Origin of the sequence: Stenotrophomonas chelatiphaga (genome assembly GCF_032054965.1) — a bacterium.
GTDB classification, from domain to species: Bacteria; Pseudomonadota; Gammaproteobacteria; order Xanthomonadales; family Xanthomonadaceae; genus Stenotrophomonas; species Stenotrophomonas chelatiphaga.
Genome location: NZ_DAMBRS010000001.1, coordinates 733,000 through 755,614 on the forward strand (window position 1 = coordinate 733,000; position 22,615 = coordinate 755,614).

22 protein-coding genes are annotated in these 22,615 nt (G+C 67.8%); 17 read left to right on the forward strand and 5 right to left on the reverse strand.

Going from position 1 to position 22,615, the window contains the following annotated elements; all coding sequences use genetic code 11:
* From RTX79_RS03585 to RTX79_RS03605, 5 genes are all read left to right on the forward strand, one after another.
* Nucleotides 1–462: an NUDIX hydrolase gene (locus tag RTX79_RS03585; protein ID WP_057507265.1), complete on the forward strand. Its 462-nt coding sequence runs from the start codon at nt 1–3 to the stop codon at nt 460–462.
* On the forward strand, nt 459–1,598 hold the full coding sequence (gene mnmA / locus RTX79_RS03590) for a tRNA 2-thiouridine(34) synthase MnmA (RefSeq protein ID WP_312681893.1): 1,140 nt from the start codon (nt 459–461) through the stop codon (nt 1,596–1,598). Before RTX79_RS03585 ends, mnmA begins: the two co-directional genes overlap by 4 nt.
* Nucleotides 1,595–2,209 carry a high frequency lysogenization protein HflD gene (hflD, locus tag RTX79_RS03595; protein ID WP_057507267.1) on the forward strand — a complete coding sequence of 205 codons (615 nt, stop codon included), beginning with the start codon at nt 1,595–1,597 and terminating at the stop codon, nt 2,207–2,209. The genes mnmA and hflD overlap by 4 nt, the downstream gene beginning before the upstream one ends.
* Before the next feature lie 107 nt (nt 2,210–2,316).
* Nucleotides 2,317–3,507, forward strand: coding sequence for a methyl-accepting chemotaxis protein (locus tag RTX79_RS03600; RefSeq protein ID WP_312681894.1), 1,191 nt, complete (start codon nt 2,317–2,319; stop codon nt 3,505–3,507).
* 123 nt (nt 3,508–3,630) lie between these two features.
* A complete protein-coding gene (locus RTX79_RS03605) occupies nt 3,631–3,822 on the forward strand; it encodes a hypothetical protein (RefSeq protein ID WP_312681896.1) in 192 nt (63 codons plus the stop codon).
* 82 nt (nt 3,823–3,904) lie between these two features.
* Here RTX79_RS03605 and RTX79_RS03610 read toward each other — a convergent pair whose 3' ends face one another.
* Complete coding sequence (locus RTX79_RS03610) at nt 3,905–6,685, reverse strand: EAL domain-containing protein (RefSeq protein ID WP_312681898.1); 2,781 nt, start codon at nt 6,683–6,685, stop codon at nt 3,905–3,907.
* A gap of 158 nt (nt 6,686–6,843) precedes the next feature.
* Here RTX79_RS03610 and RTX79_RS03615 point away from each other — a divergent pair, with 158 nt between their 5' ends.
* Together RTX79_RS03615 and RTX79_RS03620 are read left to right on the forward strand one after the other, a co-directional pair.
* A complete protein-coding gene (locus RTX79_RS03615) occupies nt 6,844–8,955 on the forward strand; it encodes a PAS domain S-box protein (protein ID WP_312681899.1) in 2,112 nt (703 codons plus the stop codon).
* Nucleotides 8,955–10,730, forward strand: coding sequence for an EAL domain-containing protein (locus RTX79_RS03620; protein ID WP_312681901.1), 1,776 nt, complete (start codon nt 8,955–8,957; stop codon nt 10,728–10,730). Before RTX79_RS03615 ends, RTX79_RS03620 begins: the two co-directional genes overlap by 1 nt.
* Before the next feature lie 510 nt (nt 10,731–11,240).
* Here the strand turns inward: RTX79_RS03620 and RTX79_RS03625 are convergent.
* From RTX79_RS03625 to flgA, 4 genes are all read right to left on the reverse strand, one after another.
* Nucleotides 11,241–12,461: an ATP-binding protein gene (locus RTX79_RS03625; RefSeq protein WP_428695941.1), complete on the reverse strand. Its 1,221-nt coding sequence runs from the start codon at nt 12,459–12,461 to the stop codon at nt 11,241–11,243.
* A 61-nt stretch (nt 12,462–12,522) separates the two neighbouring features.
* Nucleotides 12,523–12,861 carry a flagellar protein FlgN gene (locus RTX79_RS03630; protein ID WP_123698798.1) on the reverse strand — a complete coding sequence of 113 codons (339 nt, stop codon included), beginning with the start codon at nt 12,859–12,861 and terminating at the stop codon, nt 12,523–12,525.
* Nucleotides 12,858–13,160 carry a flagellar biosynthesis anti-sigma factor FlgM gene (gene flgM, locus RTX79_RS03635; RefSeq protein WP_123698797.1) on the reverse strand — a complete coding sequence of 101 codons (303 nt, stop codon included), beginning with the start codon at nt 13,158–13,160 and terminating at the stop codon, nt 12,858–12,860. Before flgM ends, RTX79_RS03630 begins: the two co-directional genes overlap by 4 nt.
* Before the next feature lie 76 nt (nt 13,161–13,236).
* Nucleotides 13,237–13,893: a flagellar basal body P-ring formation chaperone FlgA gene (gene flgA, locus RTX79_RS03640; protein WP_312681905.1), complete on the reverse strand. Its 657-nt coding sequence runs from the start codon at nt 13,891–13,893 to the stop codon at nt 13,237–13,239.
* A 103-nt stretch (nt 13,894–13,996) separates the two neighbouring features.
* Here flgA and RTX79_RS03645 point away from each other — a divergent pair, with 103 nt between their 5' ends.
* The 10 genes from RTX79_RS03645 (at nt 13,997) to flgJ (ending at nt 22,615) form a co-directional block, all read left to right on the forward strand.
* Complete coding sequence (locus RTX79_RS03645) at nt 13,997–14,938, forward strand: chemotaxis protein (RefSeq protein ID WP_312681907.1); 942 nt, start codon at nt 13,997–13,999, stop codon at nt 14,936–14,938.
* Between the two features lie 173 nt (nt 14,939–15,111).
* Entirely contained in the window at nt 15,112–15,507 is a 396-nt protein-coding gene (gene flgB / locus RTX79_RS03650) for a flagellar basal body rod protein FlgB (protein ID WP_042615442.1), read from the forward strand.
* 3 nt (nt 15,508–15,510) lie between these two features.
* Nucleotides 15,511–15,918: a flagellar basal body rod protein FlgC gene (gene flgC, locus RTX79_RS03655; protein ID WP_042615441.1), complete on the forward strand. Its 408-nt coding sequence runs from the start codon at nt 15,511–15,513 to the stop codon at nt 15,916–15,918.
* Nucleotides 15,919–15,941: 23 nt separating this feature from the next.
* Nucleotides 15,942–16,625: a flagellar hook capping FlgD N-terminal domain-containing protein gene (locus tag RTX79_RS03660; RefSeq protein ID WP_312681916.1), complete on the forward strand. Its 684-nt coding sequence runs from the start codon at nt 15,942–15,944 to the stop codon at nt 16,623–16,625.
* 31 nt (nt 16,626–16,656) lie between these two features.
* A complete protein-coding gene (flgE, locus tag RTX79_RS03665) occupies nt 16,657–17,880 on the forward strand; it encodes a flagellar hook protein FlgE (RefSeq protein ID WP_123698794.1) in 1,224 nt (407 codons plus the stop codon).
* A gap of 35 nt (nt 17,881–17,915) precedes the next feature.
* A complete protein-coding gene (locus RTX79_RS03670; RefSeq protein ID WP_312681919.1) occupies nt 17,916–18,665 on the forward strand; it encodes a flagellar basal body rod protein FlgF in 750 nt (249 codons plus the stop codon).
* Between the two features lie 133 nt (nt 18,666–18,798).
* On the forward strand, nt 18,799–19,584 hold the full coding sequence (gene flgG / locus RTX79_RS03675) for a flagellar basal-body rod protein FlgG (protein WP_057507707.1): 786 nt from the start codon (nt 18,799–18,801) through the stop codon (nt 19,582–19,584).
* A 13-nt stretch (nt 19,585–19,597) separates the two neighbouring features.
* Nucleotides 19,598–20,290 carry a flagellar basal body L-ring protein FlgH gene (gene flgH / locus RTX79_RS03680; protein WP_312681921.1) on the forward strand — a complete coding sequence of 231 codons (693 nt, stop codon included), beginning with the start codon at nt 19,598–19,600 and terminating at the stop codon, nt 20,288–20,290.
* A gap of 11 nt (nt 20,291–20,301) precedes the next feature.
* Nucleotides 20,302–21,420 (forward strand): flagellar basal body P-ring protein FlgI, encoded by a 1,119-nt coding sequence (locus RTX79_RS03685; protein ID WP_312681923.1) that lies wholly within the window; start codon nt 20,302–20,304, stop codon nt 21,418–21,420.
* Nucleotide 21,421: 1 nt separating this feature from the next.
* Nucleotides 21,422–22,615, forward strand: a complete 1,194-nt coding sequence (flgJ, locus tag RTX79_RS03690) for a flagellar assembly peptidoglycan hydrolase FlgJ (RefSeq protein WP_312681925.1) — start codon at nt 21,422–21,424, stop codon at nt 22,613–22,615.

A 22,615-nucleotide genomic window follows, 5' to 3' on the forward strand; every position in this document is an offset into this window, starting at 1 on the left:
GTGAATGCTGCTGCGCCGCGCTGGGCACCCCGCGTCACCGTCGCCACGGTGGTGGTCGACGCCGGCCGGCTGTTGCTGGTCGAAGAACGCATCGATGGCGTGCTGGTGCTCAACCAGCCCGCCGGCCACCTGGAGCCGGGTGAGTCGCTGGCCGAAGCGGCGCTGCGCGAGACCCGGGAAGAAACCGGCTGGGAGGTCGAACTGACCGCGTTCATCGGCACCTACCAGTGGACCGCCCCGGACGGCACCCCGTTCCTGCGCTTCAGCTATGCCGCACGCCCGCTGCGGCACGATCCCCAACGCCCGCTGGATACCGGTATCGAGCGCGCGCTGTGGCTGCAGCCCGGCGAGCTGCTGGCTGCACGGCAGCGGCTGCGCAGCCCGCTGGTATGGCAGGTGGTGGCCGACTTCCTCGCCGGCCAGCGCCATCCTCTCGCCCTGGTCAAGGAGGTCGCAGCATGAGCGCGCCGCGGATCATGGTCGGCGTGTCCGGCGGGGTGGATTCTTCGGTGGCCGCCTGGCGGCTGGTCCAGCAGGGCGAGCCGGTGGCCGGACTGTTCATGCAGAACTGGGCCGATGATGGCAGCGGCGAATGCCGCGCCGAGGACGATCGCCGCGATGCGGTGGCGGTGTGCGGACTGCTTGGCATCCCGTTTCACTTCCGCGATTTTTCCAGCGAATACTGGAACGGCGTGTTCGAACACTTCCTGGCCGAATATGCGGCCGGGCGCACCCCCAATCCGGACGTACTGTGCAACCGCGAAGTGAAGTTCAAGCACTTCCTGGACGCCGCCCGCGAGCTGGGCGCCGAGCGCATCGCCACCGGTCATTACGCGCGGATCGCCCGCGAGGGCAACCAGTGGCTGCTGTTGCGTGGCGCCGACCGCAGCAAGGACCAGAGCTATTTCCTGCACCAATTGGGCCAGGCCCAGCTGTCGGCAACCTTGTTCCCGATCGGCGACCTGAACAAGAGCGACCTGCGCCGGATGGCACGTGACGCCAACCTGCCCACGCACGCCAAGAAGGACTCCACCGGGATCTGCTTCATCGGCGAACGCGATTTCCGCGAGTTCCTCGGCCAGTACCTGCCCGCGCGCCAGGGCCGCATCGTCGATCCGGACGGGGCGGAGATCGCCGAGCACCCCGGGGTGTTCTACTTCACCCTGGGCCAGCGCGAGGGCCTGAACATCGGCGGCGTGCGGGGCCGTCCGGCGGCGCCGTGGTACGTGGTGGGCAAGGACGTGGCCAGCAATACGCTGTACGTGGACCAGGACCGCGAAAGCCCCTGGTTGATGTCCACCGAGCTGGTCAGTGAAAGCGCGCACTGGATCGCCGGTGCGCCGCCCGCCGCCCGCTTCGAGTGCACCGCGCAGACCCGCTACCGCCAGCCCGACGAGGCCTGTACGGTGCAGGTGCGCGATGATGGCAGCCTGCACGTCCGCTTCCCCACTCCCCAGCGGGCGGTCACTCCCGGCCAGTCGCTGGTGCTGTACCAGGGCGATGTCTGCCTCGGTGGTGCGGTGATCGCCGCCACCGACGCGCCGCTCGAACAGCGGCTGCGCCCTACTCCTTCTCCTTTTGAGGTATCTGCTGCATGAGTTTCACTGTCGACGACCGCGTACTGGCCCTGGCCGGCATAGCCCAGGCCCTGCAACAGGTCCGCCGCATCGCCGATACCGGCCACTCCGACGCCGGTGCGGTCCGCACCGCCATGGACAGCGTGTTCCGCATCGACGCCGCATCACCGCAGGACGTCTATGGCGACCGCGAGTCGCTCAAGCCCGGCCTGCGCCTGCTGCACAACTACTTCCGCAACCAGGGCCAGGACCCCATCCTGCCCAAGCTGGCGCTGGCGGTGCTGCAGCTGGAGCGCCGCTTCGTGCGCGAGCCGGACACCATCGCCAAGGTCACCGCCGGCATCGAGCGCGCCAGCCGCCAGGGCCGCGAGCTGGGCGACAGCGGGCATCCGGACGTGCTGGCCACGCTGGGCGGCGTGTATGCCGACACCATCAGCCACCTGAAGCCGCGGGTCATGGTGCAGGGCAACCCGCATTACCTGGGCCAGGCCGGTGTGGTGGCCGAAATCCGCGCGCTGCTGCTGGCGGCGGTACGCTCGGCGGTGCTGTGGCGCCAGTTGGGCGGCAGCTACTGGGACTTCCTGCTGGCACGCAAGGCCATGGTGGAAGCGGTGGACCGCGCGCTGCGCTGAGTGGCTTGGCGCGCGCAGCGGCGAACCAGGCGCGCGCATGCAACATCGGCGTTAAAGAGAACCCGGGTACGGCCGATACTGCATTTGTGACTCTCCCGGGAACGTCCATGTACTCTCGCACCATCATCCGTCTGGCCGCACCGTTGGTGCTGACCCTGCTTCTGCCCCTCGCCTTTGCTCTGGAGTGGCCTGCGGCCCTGCGCTGGGCGATCCTTACCACGATGACGCTGAGCTGGCTCGGCCACGCCTGGTGGAGCACCCGTGCTCCGGCCGGGCGTTCGCCGGAACAGGCCCGCATCTTGCGCGAGCAGGACCAGCTGCTGACCGAACTGCGCAACTTCGTCAGCAATGAAATCGACGGCTCGCGCAGCGAAGTCGAGCGCGCCCGCGACCTGATCCGCCAGGCCGTATCCGGCCTGGGCGGCAGCTTCGAGGCAATGAACCGCAAGTCGCGCCAGCAGAGCCAGGCGCTGGCCCGCATCGTCGACCGCACCGGTGAAGATGGGTCGGCCGGGCTGGACGTGGCGCGCTTCGCCCAGCACGCCAGCCACCAGATGGAACAGCTGGTGGAAGCGCTGGAACAGGTCAGCGGCCAGAGCAGCAACACCGTGCAGCACATCGACCAGATGGCACAGCACCTGGATGGCATTTTCGCGCTGCTGGAAGACGTCAAGTCGATCGCCGACCAGACCAACCTGCTGGCACTGAACGCGGCCATCGAAGCGGCGCGTGCCGGTGAAGCCGGTCGCGGCTTTGCCGTGGTGGCCGACGAGGTGCGCAACCTGTCCGAGCGCTCGACCACCTTCAACGAGCAGATCCGCAAGCTCGCCCACAGCTCCAAGGACGCCATCGCCAAGGTCCGCGAAACGGTCACCCACATGGCATCGCGTGACATGGACCGCTCCCGCGAGGCACGCATGGAAGCCGCTTCCATGGTCGACAACGTGGCGCAGATCAATGCCTCGCTGGGCGATGGCATGCGCGAAGTATCCGAATGCGCCCGCGCCATCGACGGCAGCGTGGCCGAAGCCGTGCGCGCCCTGCAGTTCGAAGACATTGCCACCCAGGCGCTCGGCGGGGTGCACGTCCACCTGGACCGCCTGACCTCGATCAACCGTGAAGCGCTGGCGCTGCAGGAACTGCTGCATCGCCATGACGGTGCGGCCGACGAGGAGATGGTCACCGCGCTGGCGCGCACCGGCAACCGCCTGCGTGACCTGCGCAGCGAATGGGAGCGCCCGCCGCACAAGCCGGTTACCCAGCAGAGCATGGGTGCCGGAACGGTGGAACTGTTCTGATCCCGCGTGGTGCTTGATCCATCAGGTCAACCGCAGAGCCCCGGCAGTGCTGGGGCTTTGTCGTGCCCGGGCCCGGGCCCGGAGCTTTCCCGGGCTCCAGCTGCGGCGCCCGCGGCCAGGACCGTGCGCCAGCAGCTGCAGCAGCTGGAAGCGATGGCACAGGCAGAGCTGGCGCAGCTGGAGCAGATGGCGGCCAGGCAGGCCGCTGCGCGTCACAGTGCCGAACAGGCCAGCCTGGGCTGGGACCTGGGACTGGATGCAAGGGACCTGGGGCCTGCCGCCGGTGCGCCCGCTACGGCGCCAACGCCGCGCTGACACGCGCTGGATGCTGCCTGCGGGCGGCAGCGCTGGATCCGCTTGCGGCGACCGCGCGCCGCCACGCAGGCAACGGCGGTGTTCAGCCCACCAGGGCCGCTGCGGTATCGCGCATCGATGCGCCGGTGGCCGCATTGCGCAGCCACTGTGCCAGCTCGCGCGGCACCAGCGGCCGCGAATACAGGTAGCCCTGGATCTCGTCGCAGCCCTGGCGGCGCAGCAGGTCTTCCTCCTGTGCGGTCTCGACCCCTTCGGCCACCACTTTCATGCCCAGGGCATGGCCCAGGTGGACGATGGCCTGGGTCACTTCGGCGGTGCCGGCATCTTCGAGCATGCCCTGCACGAAGCTGCGGTCGATCTTCAGCCGTCCCACCGGGAACCGGTTGAGGTAGTGCAGGTTGGAGAAACCGGTACCGAAATCGTCCACGGCCAGCGGCACGTTGTGCCGTTCGAACACGTCGAAGCAGTGGCGCAGGATGTCGGTGTCACGGATAAGCGCCGATTCGGTGAGCTCCAGCTCCATCCGGGTCGGCGACAGGCCATGCGCATGGCAGACCTCGATGACCCGCTCGGCGAAGCCACGCTCGCGCAGCTGCACCGCCGAGACGTTGACCGCGATGCGGTCGAACACCAGGCCGGCGCGATCCCACGCCGAGGCCTGCCGGCAGGCTTCGTTGAGCACCCAGTCGCCGATGCGCACGATCTCGCCGCACTTCTCCGCGATCGGGATGAATTCAACCGGGCTGCAGTAGCCCAGGCCGGGCCGGTGCCAGCGCAGCAGCGCCTCGATCGCCGGCGGCTGGCCGGGTTCGGCGTGCATCAGCGGCTGGTAGACCAGGCTGAACTCTTCGCGCTCGATGGCGCCGTGCAACGCATGTTCGATATCCAGCCGACGCTGGATGCGGCTGAGCGCATCCTGGCTGTAATACTGATAGGTATTGCGGCCCGCTTCCTTCGCCGCGTGCATGGCCGCATCGGCAGCGCGCAGCAGCGAGTCGAAATCTTCGCGGCCGTCTTCCAGCATCGCGATGCCGACGCTGGCGCCGACCTTCAGCAGGTCCTGGCCGCGATGCAGCGGTTCGGCCAGCGAGGCGATCAGCTTGCGCGCCACGTGCCCGGCATCCTCGGCTTCGGCCAGGTCGCGCAGCACCACGATGAACTCATCGCCGTTGAAGCGCCCGAACAGGTCGCTGTTGCGCAGGTTCTGGTGCAGCCGGGTGGCTGCAGCCTTGAGCAGGGTATCGCCGGTGGCATGGCCGAAGCTGTCGTTGATGGTCTTGAAGCCGTCCAGGTCGATGAACAGCATCGCCAGCGGCGTGCCGCGATCGCGCGCCTCGTCGATCGCATCGGCGGTCTGCTCGCGCAGCAGCATGCGGTTGGGCAGCCCGGTCAGCAGGTCGTAGTGGGCCAGCAGCTCGATGCGTTCGTTTGCCTCGCGTTCGCGGGTGATGTCACGGAACAGCACCACGAAGCGCGGCGGCAGGCCGTCACGGCGGTCCAGTTCGATCAACACCTGCACCCATACGCGCATGCCGGATTGCCGGTAGAAGCACAGGTCCAGCTGTTCAGGCAGGCCGCCGGCGGCGATGCGCTCAAGCGCGGATTCGAAGGCGCTGCGCGAATCGTCGGTGTACAGCGCGAGTGCCTGGTCCAGGCTGATCGATTCCTTGCGCAGGCCATGGATGCGATAGCACTCTTCGGTCCACTGCATCTGCCGGGTATCGACTTCGATCTCGCAGCCGCCGATGCGTCCCAATGCGGAGACACGATTCAACAACTCGGTGCGCCAGCGGATCAGGGCATCGGTCTGGTGTTGTTCGCTGATGTTCTGCACCTGGCCGAGCAGGCGCTGGATCTGTCCATCGGCGGCCTGCAACGGCTGCATCCACAGGCGCAGCTGCAGCGCGGGGTGCTGCCCCAGCCGGCGCAGCTCCAAGTCCAGGTTTGCCGGCCGCCCGTCACGCCACAGCCGCCGCCACGCCATTCCCAGCGCACCGCGCGAACGCGGGTGCAGGCGGCGCAGCCAGGCACGTGGGCTGGATGCCGCGGCGCCCTCGGCGCCTTCGGTTCCCAGCAGCCCATGCAGTTCCGGCGACCACCAGAAACGGCGGCCCGCCGGCTCCCACGACCAGCTGCCCATGCTGGCGATCTGCTGTGCCTGGCGCAGATGCAGCTGCTGGTCGTGCAGGTGGGCTTCCAGCTGCTTCTGGTGTTCGATATCGGTGTGGGTGCCGATCATGCGCAACGGCTGGCCGTCGGCGGTCCGCGCCACGACCCGGCCGCGATCGAGCACCCAGCGCCAGCCCTGGTCGGGCTGGCGGTAACGGAATTCGGCGCTGTACTGGTCTTCTTCGCCGCGCAGGTGGCGCTGCACCGCCGCATGCACGCCGGCGCGGTCGTCGGGATGGATCCGCTCCAGCAGCGCGCCGGCGCGCTCCTGCGCGTCGATCCTGCCATCGACCGTTGGCGATCGCAGCACACGGTCACTGGCCAGGTCCCAGTCCCACAGCCCGTGCCCGGCACTTTCCAGCGCCAGCTCCCAGCGTTCGCCGGCGGGGCTGCCGTCGGGGTGCGGGATGCTCAGGGTGAAGGCCAGCAGGTGGCCGCCGTCGTCATGCACGGCGCGCATCCAGCCGTCGTGGCGACCGCGCGGGCCGCCGGGCAGGCTGCACGGCACGATGCCCCCGTCGGCGGCCAGCAGGCGGATGTCTTCCAGCATGGACTGGTAGGCAGCTGCTGCCGCTGGCAGGCCGTGTTCGCGCGCGGCGGGGTTGGCGGCCAGCGGCGCACCGTTGCGGTCGAGGATCACCAGCGCGGAGGCGAGCGGGTGCTGCAACAGGCTGGCAATGATCCCTTGGTCCACGCAACTTGCTCCGATGACGCCCCCGACAGCCGGGAACGAAATCGTTAGCGGCGGGCTGGCGGGATAATTGAGGGTCGGCTCGCCGCATGGGCATCATCGCGGCGAGTTAAGATGCCATTCGTTGCTGCCCTCCTTCCGCGACCCGGCCCCGTCCCGCCATGCCCCTGCATCCTGTTGGCGACACCCCGATGACGGTCTGTCCAACCCACCTGGCCAACACGCTGCGGCGGGAACGGCGCCGCGTGGTGCTGGTCTACCTGCTGCTGGCCGTTGCCTGGATCGTCAGCAGCGACGCGGCGGTGGGCGCCTTGGTCGGCGATGCGCGGATGGCGGCCTGGCTGCAGACCGTCAAGGGCGCGTTCTTCGTCTTCGCCAGTGCGGCCATGCTGTACCTGCTGCTGCGCCCGCTCGGTGCGCACGTGCTGCAGGCCAATGCGCGGCTGGCGGCCAGCGAACTGCGCCATCGCCAGGCCTTCGTCGGCAACCCCGGCCCGATCCTGATCTACGACCTGCAGTCGGTACGCATCCTGGACGCCAATCCCGCCGCCTGCACGCTGTTCGGCTGGAGCCGTGAGGAGCTGCTGCAGGAGTCGATCAGCCTGCTGTGGCCGGCCGACGACCACGCCGGGCTGGAATCCACGCTGGAACAGCTGCGCGAGCATCCCGAAAAGACCTGCGTGCTGCGTTCGCCGCTGAAGCTCCGTGATGGCCGGCTGCGCCAGATGGAGCTGCGCAGCAATGCGATCGACGTGGACGGACGCGCGGCGCGGCTGCTGATCGTCATCGACCGCACCGCCGAAGACGAGGCGCTGGCGCGCCGCGACCAAGCGCTGGAGCGGCTTGAAGAGGCGCATGAACTGGCCCGCATCGGCGCCTGGCAGCTCGACCCCGCCAGCGGGCTGGCCAGCTTCTCGCGCCAGGTCTACCAGCTGCTGGGCCGGCGTCCGCCGCAGGTGCGCACCTGGCACCGCTTCGATGAACTGCTGGTACCGGCCGATGCGGCCACCACGGCGATGACCGAGCAGCTGCTGGCCGGGATGAGCAGCGGCGATGCGGTCCACGTGGACGTGCTGCTGCCCCTGATCGGCATGGATGGGCGGCCGTTGATGACCCACCTGCGCGCCGAAAGCGGTGTGGATGAACTGGGCCGCCCGCGGGTGATGGGCACGCTGCAGGACGTCACCGAACGCGAGCAGTCGCGCCGCCTGCTGCGCGAGCGCGAGGAACAGTTCCGCGAACTGGTGCGGGTGCTGCCCGATGGCGTGGTGATCCTGTCCGAAGAACACGTGCTGTATGCCAACGCGTTCGCCGTGCGGCTGTTCGGCTATGAAGGCCACACCCTGCTGGGCGAGCCGCTGCAGGCGCTGGTCGGTGAAGCGGGACTGGCCGGCGTCCGCGCACAGCTGCGCGATCCTGCGCCGCAGGCCAGTGCCGGCCAGATCGCGATCATCGGCATGCAGCGCGCCGATGGCAGCCGTTTCCAGGCCGGGCTGGCGGTGGGCGAAGTGCGCTACGGCGGCCGCGACTGCCGGCTGATGATCGTGCGCGACCTCAGTGATGCCGAGCGCACCCGCGCGGCCCTGGAGAACAGCAACCGCGAGCTGCAGGCGATGGCGGGGCGGCTGTTTTCGCTGCAGGAAGACGAACGCCGCGCCATTTCCCGCGACCTGCACGATGACATCGGCCAGGCGATCACCGCCATCAAGCTTTCGGCGTGGGCCGCGCTGGATGAAGAAGACGGCGCCCGTCGCCGCGAAGACCTGCAGCAGATCGTCCAGCTGGCCGATGGCACGGTGGCCAAGCTGCGCGACCTTTCCACCCTGCTGCGTCCGCCCCAGCTGGATGCGCTGGGCCTGGAGGCAGCGCTGCGCTGGCAGGCCGGCGTGCTGTTCCGCTCTTCCCAGGCCGAACTGCTGTCACGCATCGACACCCTGCCCCAGCGTCCGGACAATGCCATCGAACAGGCGTGCTTCCGGATCGCACAGGAAAGCCTGACCAATGCCCTGCGCCACGCCAAGGCCAGCCAGGTGCTGCTGCACCTGCGCGACATCGACCAGGACCGCCTGCACCTGCAGGTGCGCGACGATGGCGAAGGCTTCGATCCGCATGGGCCGCGCGGCCTGGGCCTGATCGTGATGCGCGAGCGTGCGCAGAGCGTGGGTGGTCAGCTGCGCATCGAATCGGCTCCCGGTGAAGGTACCCTGATCGAACTGCATCTCCCCTACCGTGTCGGCACGATGCCGGACGAACCGCTGGAATCACGCCTTTGATGTGGAATACCTCCCTGCCCCCGGTCAGTATCGAGGACGCCCCGGACCGACTCGGCGCCGGCAACCCCGAGCTGCAGGCGATGGTCGCCGATGCGGCCGCGGGCGGTACCCCGATGATGCTGATGCACGTGGACATCGACCACTTCGCATCGGTCAACGAGAACATGAGCGCCGAAGTGGGCGACCAGGCGCTGGTGCTGGTGGCCCAGCGCCTGAAATCGTGGCTGCGCGGTCGTGGCAAGCTTTGGCGCCATGGCAGCGATGAGTTCCTGGTGGCCGTGCCGCGTACCAGCGAAGTCGCCCTGCCGGAGGACTTCGCCGAAGAGCTGCGGCAGCAGCTGGAGCTGCCGCTTTCGGTGCTGCCCTACACCTTGTTCATGACCGGCAAGCTGGGCGTCAGCCTGTGCCCGGAGCATGCCAGCACCGCTTCACGACTGCTCGACCACGCCGAGGACGCGCTGTACCAGGCGGCCCGCGAAGGCGGCAATGCGGTGCGCATCCACGCCGTGGATACCGTGCCCAGCGCGCACAGCGAGAGCATCATCGCCCGGCAGATCATCGATGCCATTCCCAATGGCGAGCTCAAGCTGCGCTACCAGCCGCTGGTGAGCTCGCGCGATGGCCACGTGGTGGGCATGGAAGCACTGCTGCGCTGGCAGTCGCCGACGCTGGGCATGCTGGTGCCGGAGCGCTTCATGCGGACCGCCGAGCGGCTGGGCATCATCGTGCAGATCGGCACGTGGGTGCTGGAAGGCGCGTTGAAGCAGGCACGGCTGTGGCGTGACCAGGGCTTCGATGACTTCACGATCGCCGTCAACGTCTCCACCCTGCAGCTGCTGCGCCCGAATTTCTTCACCGAAGTGATGGGGTTGATCCAGGCCGCCGGGATTCCGGCGCCGATGCTGACCCTGGAAATCAACGAAAGCGCGTTGACCAACAACGTCAATTTCGTCCACGAGACGCTGGTCAACCTGCGCAACGAAGGCATCAGCCTGAGCCTGGACAATTTCGGCACCGGCGACTCCAGCCTGAGTGCGCTGGTGCGCTACCCCGTGGACAAGCTGAAGATCGACCGCAGCTTCATCAAGAGCGCCCCGGCGGGCAACCGCGAAGCCGCCATCGCCCGCGCGATCATCGCCATGGGCCACCAGCTGGGCATGACCGTGATTGCCAACGGCGTGGAATCGCAGGCGCAGCTCGGCTTCCTGCGACGCAACGACTGCGATGTGTTCCAGGGCTACCTGTTCGGCGAACCGATGTCCGCCGATGCGGCCGGCATGACCCTGCGCCGCCGCTACCTGCGCCCGGAAGCGTTCGCTGAAACCCGCCCGGACCGCACCCTGCTGCTGCTGGACGACGAAGAGAACGTGCTGCGCTCGCTGGTGCGCCTGTTCCGCCGCGACGGCTACCGGATCCTGGCGGCCGGCAACGTACGCGATGCCTTCGACCTGCTGGCGATCAACGATGTGCAGGTGATCCTGTCCGACCAGCGCATGAGCGACATGAGCGGCACCGAGTTCCTGGGCCGGGTGAAGATGCTCTACCCGGACACGATCCGGCTGGTGCTGTCCGGCTACACCGACCTCAACACGGTCACCGATGCGATCAACCGCGGGGCGATCTACCGCTTCCTGACCAAGCCGTGGAATGACGACGAGCTGCGCAAGCACATCCACCAGGCGTTCCGCACCTACGAAGAGCAGCGGCGCAGCAATGGTGGTTCGGTTGCGGCTGAGCCGGTGGAGTCGGTGGATGATCGGTCGGTGTTGCGCTGAGGGGGGGTCGAACGGGTTGGACCCCCTCGCGGGTGGCTCTCGTTTGAAGCCGCAGCTGGGGCGGGCCGGGCGGTGGGGCTGGTCGGGGGACGGCAAGAGCCGCATCCTGCGGGCCTCGTTTCGCGCCATCCATGGCGCTCAACGCCCCCGCCCAGCCCCACCGCCCAGCCCCCTGACAGGTTCCGGTTGCCGCCACCCGCGTATTGAAAATAAAAGAACAAAGGCAGGGGTCAGGGTCCTTTCGCTACGCGAAAGGACCCTGACCCCATCTTTCTCCCACTCTTCCAACCCACCGCATTTTCCACGGCCACCGTGAACCTGTCGAAGGTGGGGCGGGGTGGGTTCGTGGGAACGCTCATCCGCATGGATGCGGATGGCGAGCCTACATGGACGTACTTGCGGCGATTCCCACGAACCCACCCCGCCCCGCCAACAACCGGCCCAGATGCTCTTGACGTTGCCGTTGCTCCGGCTTGAGCGGGTGCCGGGCGCAGCCCGGCAACACACCCACTACCGCGGCTGCTTGATCGGCAGCACGATCCGGAACGTGGACCCCACCCCCGGCGTGCTGTCCAGGTCGATCCGGCCGTTGTGCTTGTTGATGATGCTGTAGGAGATCGACAGGCCCAGGCCCGTGCCGCTGCCCACCGGCTTGGTGGTGAAGAACGGATCGAAGATGCGCTGGCGCAGGTCCGGCGAAATGCCGCCGCCACTGTCCTGGAATTCCACCCAGACGTGCTCGCCGTCCACCCCGGTGCGCACCGTGATGACACCCCGTTCGGCAATCGCATGCCCGGCGTTGAGCAGCAGGTTCATGTAGACCTGGTTGAGCTCGGAGGGCAGGCACTCCACCAACGGCAGCTGGCCGAACTCGCGGTGCAGTTCCACCTTGTACTTGAGCTCGTTCCAGATGATGTTGATGGTCGACTCCAGTCCGGAGTGCAGGTCCACCAGCTTCCACGACTCGTCACGACCGGAATAGGAGAAGTCCTTCAGGTCGCGCACGATGCGGGTCACCCGCTCGATGCCCTCGCGCGATTCGGCCATCAGCTGCGGAAGATCCCGGCTGATGAAGTCGATGTCCAGCCGGTCGCGGATGTCGTCGATTTCCGGGATCAGGGTCTTCGGATCCGGCGCACGCAACGCCCGCTCATACGCCTCGATCACCGTGAACAGGCTGCGCAGGTATTCCTGCAGGCTGCCCAGGTTGGAGTGCACGTAACCAATGGGATTGTTGATCTCATGCGCCACGCCCGCGGCCAGCTGGCCGATCGACGCCATCTTCTCCGACTGCAACAGCTTTTCCTGCGCGCCGTTCAGGCGCAGATAGGCCTGGCGCAGCTCTGCGTGCCGCTGCTGCAGTTCGCGTTCGTAGTCTTCCTGGCCTTCGACCCGGCGGAACAGCCCGAGGTAATAGCCCGCACCCTGGTCACGGTGGTGGTACAGCTGGGCGGTGACGACCGCTTCGCCCATCACCAGGCTGCCACTCCACTGCCCCTCACGCCGCGCAACGGCCATCGCATCGGGCGGCAGCAGTGCCCGCAGCCGCTGTGCCGGGCCGGTGGCACTGGCCGGGCCGGTGCCCAGCAATGCGTCCACGGCCGGATTGGCCAGGATCACCGAATCGTCGTCGGTGAACAGCAGCAGGCCTTCGCGCACCGGGGCAAGCAGCGCCTGCAGCAGGGCGGGCGAAGGGAAGGACGCGGTCGGGTTCGGAGAGGCGGCAGGCACGGGCACTCGGCATGGCGGAGATGATCCCCACTATACGATGCCTGCGTGCCGCTGGCCGGCTTCAGGCGACGGCGAGCGGACGCCCGGCGGTCATCTGCTGGGACTGTCCCTTGCTGTCATAGGCAGGGGCATCTTCGCTGCGACCGAGCTGGCGCAACGCCCAGTTGACCTCGCGGCGCCGCCGCGACAGCAGCACGCCGTTGGCGCGGTTGCGCTCGGCCAGTTCCTGCAGTTCGCTGGACTGACCCACGGGCAGGGCCTTGTCCAGTGCGCGCAGGGCATCCAGCTTGGCCCCGGTGGCACGGATCAGGGCATGCACATCGTGCGCGACCAAGGCCTGGCGCTCGGCATCCAGGGCTTCGCTCAACCGCTGCATGGGCTCGCTCATGGGCGTGCTCATCCCTGCAGCTGCTGGTCCAGATCAAGCATGCGCGAAGCAATCGCCTCTGGATTGATCCGGTAGCTGCCGTTCTGCAGCGACTCACGCACCGCTGCAACGCGCTCGGCATCGATCGCCGGAGCGGCCGAAAGGCTGCGTTCCAGGGCCTGCAGGTTGGTGGCTTCACCGGTCAGCTTGAGGCTGTCGGCTGCTTCCACCGGACGTGCAGGCGTATCGGCACTGATGCCGGGCCGACTGGCCGGACCCACCGCGCGCAGGGTCTGCGCCGCCTGCAGGGTACCGTCGATTTTTTGGCTCATTGGAGCTCCAAGGGTTGCCGTACTGTAACGATAACGGCCATCGGACCGTGATCTTTAGGGGGTTTGCCGATTTTTTTCAGCGCGTCACTAAAACGTCGCCGTTGGCGGCCACGGTACCCTGCACTACCTTGCGCGAGGTCAGGTTCTCGACCGACAGGCGCTCGTTCTCGCCCGCATCGCCCAGCGCCTTGCCCGCCACGCGCACTTCCACCGACCCGTGCCGGGACACCAGGGCGACACTGTCGCCACGGCGAACCAGCCGCTGCGCCACCAGGTCCGAGGCCGACAGCAGGCTGCCCGCCTGCAGCGTCCTCCGTGCCACCCGGCCAACGGCAGCGGCGGGATCGGACAGCACCGCGCCGGCAATCCGCGCCGCGTCACGCTGGGCAGGGGTGATATCGGCAGCAGCGAGTATTTCTCCAGCGGCAATGCCGCGCGCCAGCACCAGCACGGTCTGCTCGCGGCGCACCTTCACCGGCACGAACAGCCGCCAACCGCCGGCATCGGGGCAGCTGACTTCCACCGTGGTATTGGCGGTGGGCTGCGCGGCCAGGCCCTGCGCGCAGGCCGGCAGGCGCAGCGCGTCGGCGACCACGGCCTCGCCCTGCTCGCCGGCGGCCAGCGTGGACAGTGCGGCCGCGCGGATGCTGTCCACCGGCTGCCACGACGGCGCGGCCCAGGCGGGGGCGGCCATCGCCAGCATCAGCCAGCACATCGTCTTGAAGGATGGCATGCCACCTCCGGTCATGGGATCACCCGGCCTGTTGCAAGCGGCGTGCCAGTGGCAGCGCAGCCCTGCCGCTCAAGTCCATCGCCGGCGCGCCGATACAGCCTCCATGCCACATGACCTGCTCAACCGCATCGACCAACGCACCCGGCTGGCCGGACACAACCGGCTGGCCCTCCTGTTGTTCCGCCTGGGCGGACGCCAGCTTTTTGGCGTCAACGTGTTCAAGGTGCAGGAAGTGCTGCGGCGCCCTGCCCTGTTCCAGGTGCCGGGCCTGCCCAGCCAGTTCTCCGGGGTGGCCGATGTGCGCGGCCGCTCGGTGCCGGTGCTGGACCTTGGCGTGGCCATCGGCCATCCCGAACGGGGCAACAACGGCGACGGCCCGGGCTACCTGGTGGTGACCGAATTCAACCGGTCCATCCAGGGTTTCCTGGTCAGCGGGGTCGAGCGCATCGTCAACATCGCCGTGCAGGACATCCATCCGCCGCCCGAACTCGGCGCCGAATCGAGCTACCTGACCGCGGTGACCCGCTTCCAGGGCGAGCTGATCCAGGTGATCGACGTGGAAAGCGTGCTGGCCGACATCGCCCAGACCCGCAGCGAGGCCGTGCTGGACCCGGCGATGGCCCTGCCCGCCGACGCCCCGCCGATGCAGGTGCTGGTGGTGGACGACTCGCGCGTGGCGCGCCAGCAGATCCGCAGCGTGCTGGACCAGCTCGGCGTGGGCGCGACCCTGCTGTCCGACGGCAAGCAGGCGCTGGACCACCTGCTGCAGATCCACGCCGCCGGTGAAGACCCCGCCCAGCGCTACGCGATGGTGATCTCCGACATTGAAATGCCGGCGATGGACGGGTACACCCTGACCACCGAAATCCGCCGCCACCCTGGCCTGTCCGGGCTGTTCGTGCTGCTGCACACCTCCCTGTCCGGCGTGTTCAACAACGCAATGGTGGAACGGGTGGGCGCCAACGCCTTCGTCGCCAAATATTCCCCGCACGAGCTGGCCGATTTCGTCCTGGACCGCCTGCGCCGCGTCGCCGAAGCCGCCTGACCTGCCAGCGAGGCAAGCCCCTTTCCAAGGGGCTGCGCGGTAGGCGCGGGGATCGGGAGATGGTGAGCCCGGGGCCCGCGATACGCGCAGCGGATCGTGGGTGTTTGAGAACGAATGCGCGAAATTGGCACGCGCCTTGCAGCCTCCCCGGCACAGTTCCGTGGGAGCGCGCCATGTCCAACCTGATTTCCGACTACCTGGGTGTCCATGCCCAGGCCATGCCGTTGCGCGAGCAGCGCATGAAGCTGATCGCCAGCAACCTCGGCAATGCCGATACTCCCGGCTACAAGGCCCAGGACCTGGACTTCGACGCCGCCCTGCGCAGCGCCCAGGGGCAGTCCGGCAACGGCCTGATGGCCACTACCAACGAACAGCACCTGGCGATCGGCGGCGGCCTGAACCCGTTCCAGATCTCCCGTGAAGGCATCCAGCCCAACCTCGACGGCAATACCGTGGACCCGGACACCGAGCGCGCCGCCTACGGCCGTGCCGCGCTGGAATACCGCGCCTCGCTGAGCTTCGTCGAATCCAAGGTGCGCTCCATGCTCACCGCCATCACGGGGCAATAAGCCATGAGCAACCTGCCGATCTTCGACATCGCCGGCTCCGCCTTGCAGGCGCAGTCGGTGCGCATGAGCACCATCGCCTCCAACCTGTCCAACGCCGATTCGGTGGCCGGTTCGGCCGAGGCGGTCTACAAGCCGCTGGAACCGATCTTCCAGGCCGTCACCAGCCGCACCGACCCCAACATCACCACGGTCCAGGTCAAGGAAATCAGCCAGAGCAACGCGGCGCCGATCAAGCGCTACGAGCCCGGCCATCCGCTGGCCGACGGCGATGGCTACATCTACCAGGCCGACGTCGACCCGGTCGCGCAGATGGTCAACCTGATCTCCACCTCGCGCAATTACCAGGCCGGCGTGGAAATGCTGAGCACCGCCAAGGAACTGGCCCTCGCCACGCTGACGATGGGCCGCTGACGCGCGCCCGCAAGGATCTCCCCATGAGCACTGCCATCACCACCCAGTCCAGCCAGGACGTGTACGCGGCCCTCGGCCTGAACTCGCCCAACAGCACCGCCAGCAAGAAGAAAGACACCCTGGAACAGGCCGATTTCCTGCGCCTGATGACCGAACAGCTGCAGCACCAGGATCCGCTGAAGCCGATGGACAACACCCAGATGGTCGCGCAGATGGCGCAGATGTCGACCGTGCAGGGCATCACCGACCTCAACACCACGGTGAAGGGTTTCCAGACCTCGATGGCCAGCGACCAAGTGCTGCGTGGCGCCGCGCTGGTCGGCCATGACGTCCTGGTGCCGTCGGAAAAGATGGTGCTGGAGGCAGAGGGCAGCGTCGGCGGCGTGGTCGCTGCACCGAGCGCCGGCATGATCAACGTGGACATCACCGATGCCAACGGCCTGAAGGTCGCCCAGGTCACCGTGGAAGCCACTGCCGCCGGTGAAACCAGCTTCGCGTGGGACGGCAAGGACAGCAGCGGCAACCGCCTGCCGCCCGGCAACTATTCGCTGGTGGCCAACCACACCGACACCGCCGGCGCGCAGACCAAGCTGGGCACCTACGTGGAAGCCCCGGTGGAAAGCGTGACCGTCGGCTCCGATGGCCTGTACCTGAATCTCAAGGGATTGGGCGCCGCCCCGATCGACTACGTGCTCCGCATCAGCTGAGCCCCCAGACCGCTTAAACGAGGAGTCCACCATGGCTTTCAATGTCTCGCTGTCCGGCATCAACGCCGCCAACACCGACCTCAGCGTCACCGCCAACAACGTCGCCAACGTCAACACCACCGGCTTCAAGCAGTCGCGCGCCGAGTTCGCCGATCTGTTCTCGGCCACCAGCTATGGCCTGTCACGCAATGCGGTGGGCTCGGGCGCACGCGTGTCCAACGTGGCCCAGCAGTTCAGCCAGGGCAACAACAGCCAGACCGGGCGCAGCCTGGACCTGGCCGTGTCCGGCGAAGGCTTCTTCACCATGAGCATGAACGGCCAGCGCACCTATTCGCGCGCCGGCAACTTCCAGACCGATGCGCAGGGCTTCGTGGTCAATCCGGCCGGCGCGCGCCTGCAGGTGTTCACCCCGAATGCCGACGGCACCACCTTCGATTCCGGTCGGCTGACCGACCTGCAGCTGCTGACCACCGACAGCCCGCCCAAGCAGACCGGCAACGTGCAGCTGGCCTTCACCCTGCCGGCCAACAGCACCCAGCCGACCGTGACCCCGTTCGATCCGACCGACTCCAACAGCTACAGCCAGTCCAGCGGCGGGGTCACCGTGTACGACTCGCTCGGCGTCAGCCACACCCAGACCTCGTACTTCGTCAAGGGCACCGCCGCCAACGAATGGCAGGTCTACAACTATGTCGACGGCCAGGCCGCCGGTGCACCGACCACCCTGCAGTTCAATGAAAGTGGTGCGCTGGTGACCCCGGCCAACGGCAGGATCACCCTGGATGGCTTCACCCCCGGCACCGGTGCCGGCCAGCTCAACCTGACCCTGGACGTGGCCGGCTCCACCCAGTACGGCGAGAAGTTCGCGCTGCGCAACTTCCAGCAGGACGGCTATGCGTCGGGCAAGCTCAACGAGATCAGCGTCTCCGAGCAGGGCGTGGTGTTCGCGCGCTATTCCAATGGCGATGACAAGGCGCTCGGCCAGGTCGCACTGACCAACTTCAACAACGCCCAGGGGCTGCAGTCGACCGGCGACAACATGTGGGTGGAAACCTTCGCATCGGGCTCGCCGCGCACCTCCGCGCCGGACTCTTCGGACCTGGGCAAGATCCAGGCCGGTGCACTGGAATCCTCGACCGTGGACCTCACCGAGCAGCTGGTGAACATGATCGTGGCCCAGCGCAACTTCCAGGCCAATTCGCAGATGCTCAGCACCCAGGACCAGGTCACCCAGACCATCATCAACATCCGTTGATGATGGCCGGCTGACCCCAGCACGGAGCTTCCCCGATGGACAAGGCCCTCTACGTCGCGATGACCGGTGCCCGCGCCTCCCTGCAGGCGCAGGGTACGGTGTCGCACAACATCGCCAACACCGATACGCCCGGCTTCAAGGAAGCGCTGGCCAACACCGAAGCCTTCGCGATCCGCGGCGAAGGCTTCGCCTCGCGCGTGGATGCGATCCATGTCGATGCCGGCTTCAACCGCCGCGTCGGTGCGCAGCACATCACCGGCAATCCGCTGGACCTGTCCCTGCAGGCCGGCAGCTGGCTGACCGTGCAGGCACCGGGCGGTGGCGAGGGCTACACCCGCGGTGCGGCGCTGTCGCTGACCCCGAACGGCCAGCTGGTCACCGCCGGTGGCCATGCGGTGCTGGATGAAAACGAAAACCCGATCGCCATTCCGCCGCACCAGGCGATGGAGATCGGCAACGACGGCACCATCTCGATCATCCCGCTGGGCGAGGGCCCGCAGACCATGGCGGTGATCGGCCGGATCAAGGTGGTCGCCGCCGAGGATGCACGGCTGGAACGTGGGCTGGACGGCCTGTTCCGCAACACCGATCCCCAGCAGCCGTTCGTGCAGACCCAGGGCAAGGCACTGGAAAGCGGCCAGCTGGAAGGCAGCAATGTCGATGCCGCCGGTGCGCTGGTGCAGATGATCCAGCTGCAGCGCCAGTACGAAATGCAGGTCAAGGTGATCAAGCACGGTGACGAAAACGCGCGCAGCGCCAATAGTCTGCTGCGGCTGAACGGCTGAGTCCACGCCGACGACGGAATACCGGCGCGCCGCAATGGCACGCCGCTTGCAGTACCCCTGGTGAAGCACCTGCGAGCGTTCGCAGGTACCTGCCCCGCCCCGCTGGGCCGGACACCACGCAGAGGAACCGACCATGAACCAGGCACTGTGGATCGCCAAGACCGGACTGGACGCGCAGCAGACGCGCATGTCGGTGGTGTCCAACAACCTCGCCAACACCAACACGACCGGCTTCAAGCAGGACCGTGCCAGTTTCGAGGACCTGCTGTACCAGCAGGTGCGCCAGCCCGGTGGTGCCAGTTCGGCGCAGACCCAGCTGCCGACCGGCCTGCAGCTGGGTACCGGCGTGCGCGTGGTGGCAACCGCAAAGAACTTCGAACAGGGCAGCCAGCAGCAGACCGGGCGCGCCCTGGACGTGATGGTCAACGGGCGCGGCTTCTTCGAAGTGTCCATGCCCGACGGCAGCTCGGCCTACACCCGCGACGGCTCGTTCAAGGTCAACCAGGACGGTGAGCTGGTCACCAACAGCGGCTACCCGGTGCAGCCCGGCATCCAGATCCCGGAAGGCGCGCAGACCCTGACCATCGGCAGCGACGGCACGGTCAGCGTGAAGATGGCCGACGACGCGGCGACGGTGGAAATCGGCGCGCTGACCTTGACCGACTTCATCAATCCGGCCGGCCTGCAGTCGCGCGGCGAGAACCTGTACCTGGAGACCACCGCATCCGGTCCGGCACAGAACGGCAATCCCGGCCTCAACGGCCTGGGCAACGTGGTCCAGGGTGCACTGGAAGGCAGCAACGTCAACGTGGTCGAAGAGCTTGTTTCGATGATCGAAACCCAGCGCGCCTACGAAATGAACGCCAAGGCCATCTCCACCACCGACTCGATGCTCGGTTACCTCAACAACAACGTCTGATCGGACCGCCATCATGCTGCCAGCCGCTTCCCTCGCCCGCCTGACCCTCGCTGCCGCCGCCATCGCGCTGCTGGGCGGCTGCGTGATCGCCGGCGACGTGCGCCCCTACCCGGCCCTGGCGCCGGTGCAGCCGGTGATGCCGCCGCAGGCCCAGGCAACGGCCGGGGCGATCTACGCCGCCGGTCCGTCGCTGCAGCTGTATTCGGACCGCCGCGCACGCGATGTCGGCGACCTGCTGACGATCACCCTGCTGGAAAACACCCAGGCACAGATGAGCGCGAACACCGCCACCAGCAAGGAGTCGGAGCTGGCCATCGGCACGCCGACGATCTTCGGCGCACCGGTCACGCTGGGCGGCAAGGACATCCTGTCGGCCACCGCGAATGGCTCGCGTGACTTCACCGGCCGGGGCAACAGCGCACAGAGCAACCGCCTGCAGGGCAACGTGACGGTCACGGTGATGCAGCGCCTGCCCAACGGCAACCTGGTGGTGCAGGGCCAGAAGAACCTGCGGCTCAACCAGGGCGATGAACTGGTGCAGGTGCAGGGCATCGTGCGCGCGGCCGACATCGCACCGGACAACACCATCCCCTCCAGCCGCGTGGCCGATGCCCGCATCGTCTACGGCGGACGTGGCGCAGTGGCGCAGTCCAATGCCATGGGCTGGCTGAGCCGCTTCTTCAATTCCGGCCTGGCGCCGTTCTGAGCATGCCTGCCATGAACCTCCTCTCCCTTCCTGCCCGCCTGTTGATCGCTGCCCTGGCCGTTGCCAGCGCCGCGCTGCCGGCGCATGCCGAACGCATCAAGGACCTGGCCCAGGTTGGCGGCGTGCGTGGCAACGCGCTGGTCGGCTACGGCCTGGTGGTCGGCCTGGATGGCAGCGGCGACCGCACCAGCCAGGCACCGTTCACCGTGCAGAGCCTGAAAAACCTGCTCGGCGAACTGGGCGTCAATGTTCCGGCGAACGTCAATCCGCAGCTGAAGAACGTCGCGGCCGTGGCGATCCATGCCGAGCTGCCGCCGTTCGCCAAGCCGGGCCAGCCGATCGACATCACCGTCTCCTCGATCGGCAATGCGGTGTCGCTGCGCGGTGGTTCGCTGCTGATGGCCCCGCTGAAGGGTGCCGACGGCCAGGTCTACGCGATTGCCCAGGGCAACCTGATCGTCGGTGGTTTCGGGGCACAGGGCCGCGATGGCTCGCGGGTGTCGGTCAACGTGCCCAGCGTCGGCCGCATCCCCAACGGCGCCACCGTGGAGCGTGCGCTGCCGGATGTGTTCGGCGCAGCCGGCGAGATCACCCTGAACCTGCACAAGAACGACTTCACCACCGTCTCGCGGATGGTCGCCGCCCTCAACAACGCCTTCGGCGAGGGAAGCGCCCGTGCCGTCGACGGGGTCACCGTCGCGGTCAACGCGCCGAGCGATCCGGGCGCGCGCATCGGCCTGCTGGCCCGCATCGAAAGCCTGGAACTCACCCCGGGCGCGGCATCGGCCAAGGTCGTGGTCAACTCGCGCACCGGCACCGTGGTGATCGGCCAGCAGGTCCGCGTGGGCGCTGCGGCGATCTCGCATGGCTCGCTGACGGTCACCATCCAGGAAGGCACCAACGTGAGCCAGCCCAATGCGCTGGCCGGCGGCCAGACCGTGGTGACCCCGCAGTCCACCATCACCGCCACCAACGATGGCAGCCGCATGTTCAAGTTCAACGGCGGCACCTCGCTGGATGAAATCGTGCATGCGGTCAACGCCGTGGGCGCCGCCCCGGGTGACCTGATCGCCATCCTGGAAGCGCTCAAGCAGGCCGGCGCGCTGAGCGCCGAGCTCGAGGTGATCTGACATGCGCATCCAGCCATCCTTCGAACTCAATCCTTCGCAGCGCAACGATCCGGCCCAGGTCGACAAGGTCGCGCGCCAGCTTGAAGGGCAGTTCGCGCAGATGCTGGTCAAGAGCATGCGCGATGCCAGTTTCGGTGACTCGCTGTTCCCCGGCGAAAACACCATGTTCCGCGAGATGTACGACCAGAAGATCGCCGAGTCGATGACCCGCGGCAAGGGCCTGGGGCTGTCGGCGGTGATCAGCCGCCAGCTTTCCGGCGCTGCGGCGGAAGGCCCGGCACTGGACGGGCGGATCAACGCCACCGAAGCCAGCCGTGCCTACCAGCTCAATGCCCCGGCCGCGGAAGCGCCGGCGATGCCGCTGGACGATGCCGACCAGGCCGTGCGCATGCTGCAGCAGATGGCCGCAGGCACCTCCCCGCGCCTGCTGCAGCCGATGGAGCAGACGCTGGACCTGATCGCCGGGCGCGACAGCAGCAGCATGCACCAGGCACTGGGCAGCAGCGATCCGTACGCCGCACGGTCCCTGGCCGCGCCCGCTCCGGTGGTGGCCGAAGACCAGTGGGCGGCCACGTCGACCAACCGCGGCACCGGCCCATCGGCGATCGATACCCTGGCCAGCAGCTCGGCCGTTGCGCGCCTGGGTTCGCACACCCCGGAAGGCTTCGTCGCCGGCATCTGGGCGCACGCGCAGACCGCGGCCAAGGAGCTGGGCGTGGATGCCCGCGCGCTGGTCGCGCAGGCTGCGCTGGAAACCGGCTGGGGCAAGCGCCAGATCACCCATGGCGATGGCCGCACCTCGCACAACCTGTTCGGCATCAAGGCCACCGGCTGGAGCGGCGACCGCGCCACCGTGGGCACCCACGAATACGTCGACGGCGCACGCCGCAACGAAACCGCCAGCTTCCGCAGCTACAGCTCGCCGGCGGAAAGCTTCGCCGACTACGTACGCCTGCTGAAGAGCAACCCGCGCTACCAGAAGGCACTGGAAGCCGGCACCGACGTGCGCGGCTTCGCGCGCGGCCTGCAGCAGGCCGGTTATGCGACCGACCCGTCGTATGCCAACAAGATCGCCAGCATCGCTGGCGGCCCGACCATCGAACGCGCGGTAGCCGCCATCGGCGACGCCGGCGCGCAGTTGGGTCGCACCTTCGCCAGCACTGCCCAGGCAGCGCTGGGCATCGCCCGTCGCTGA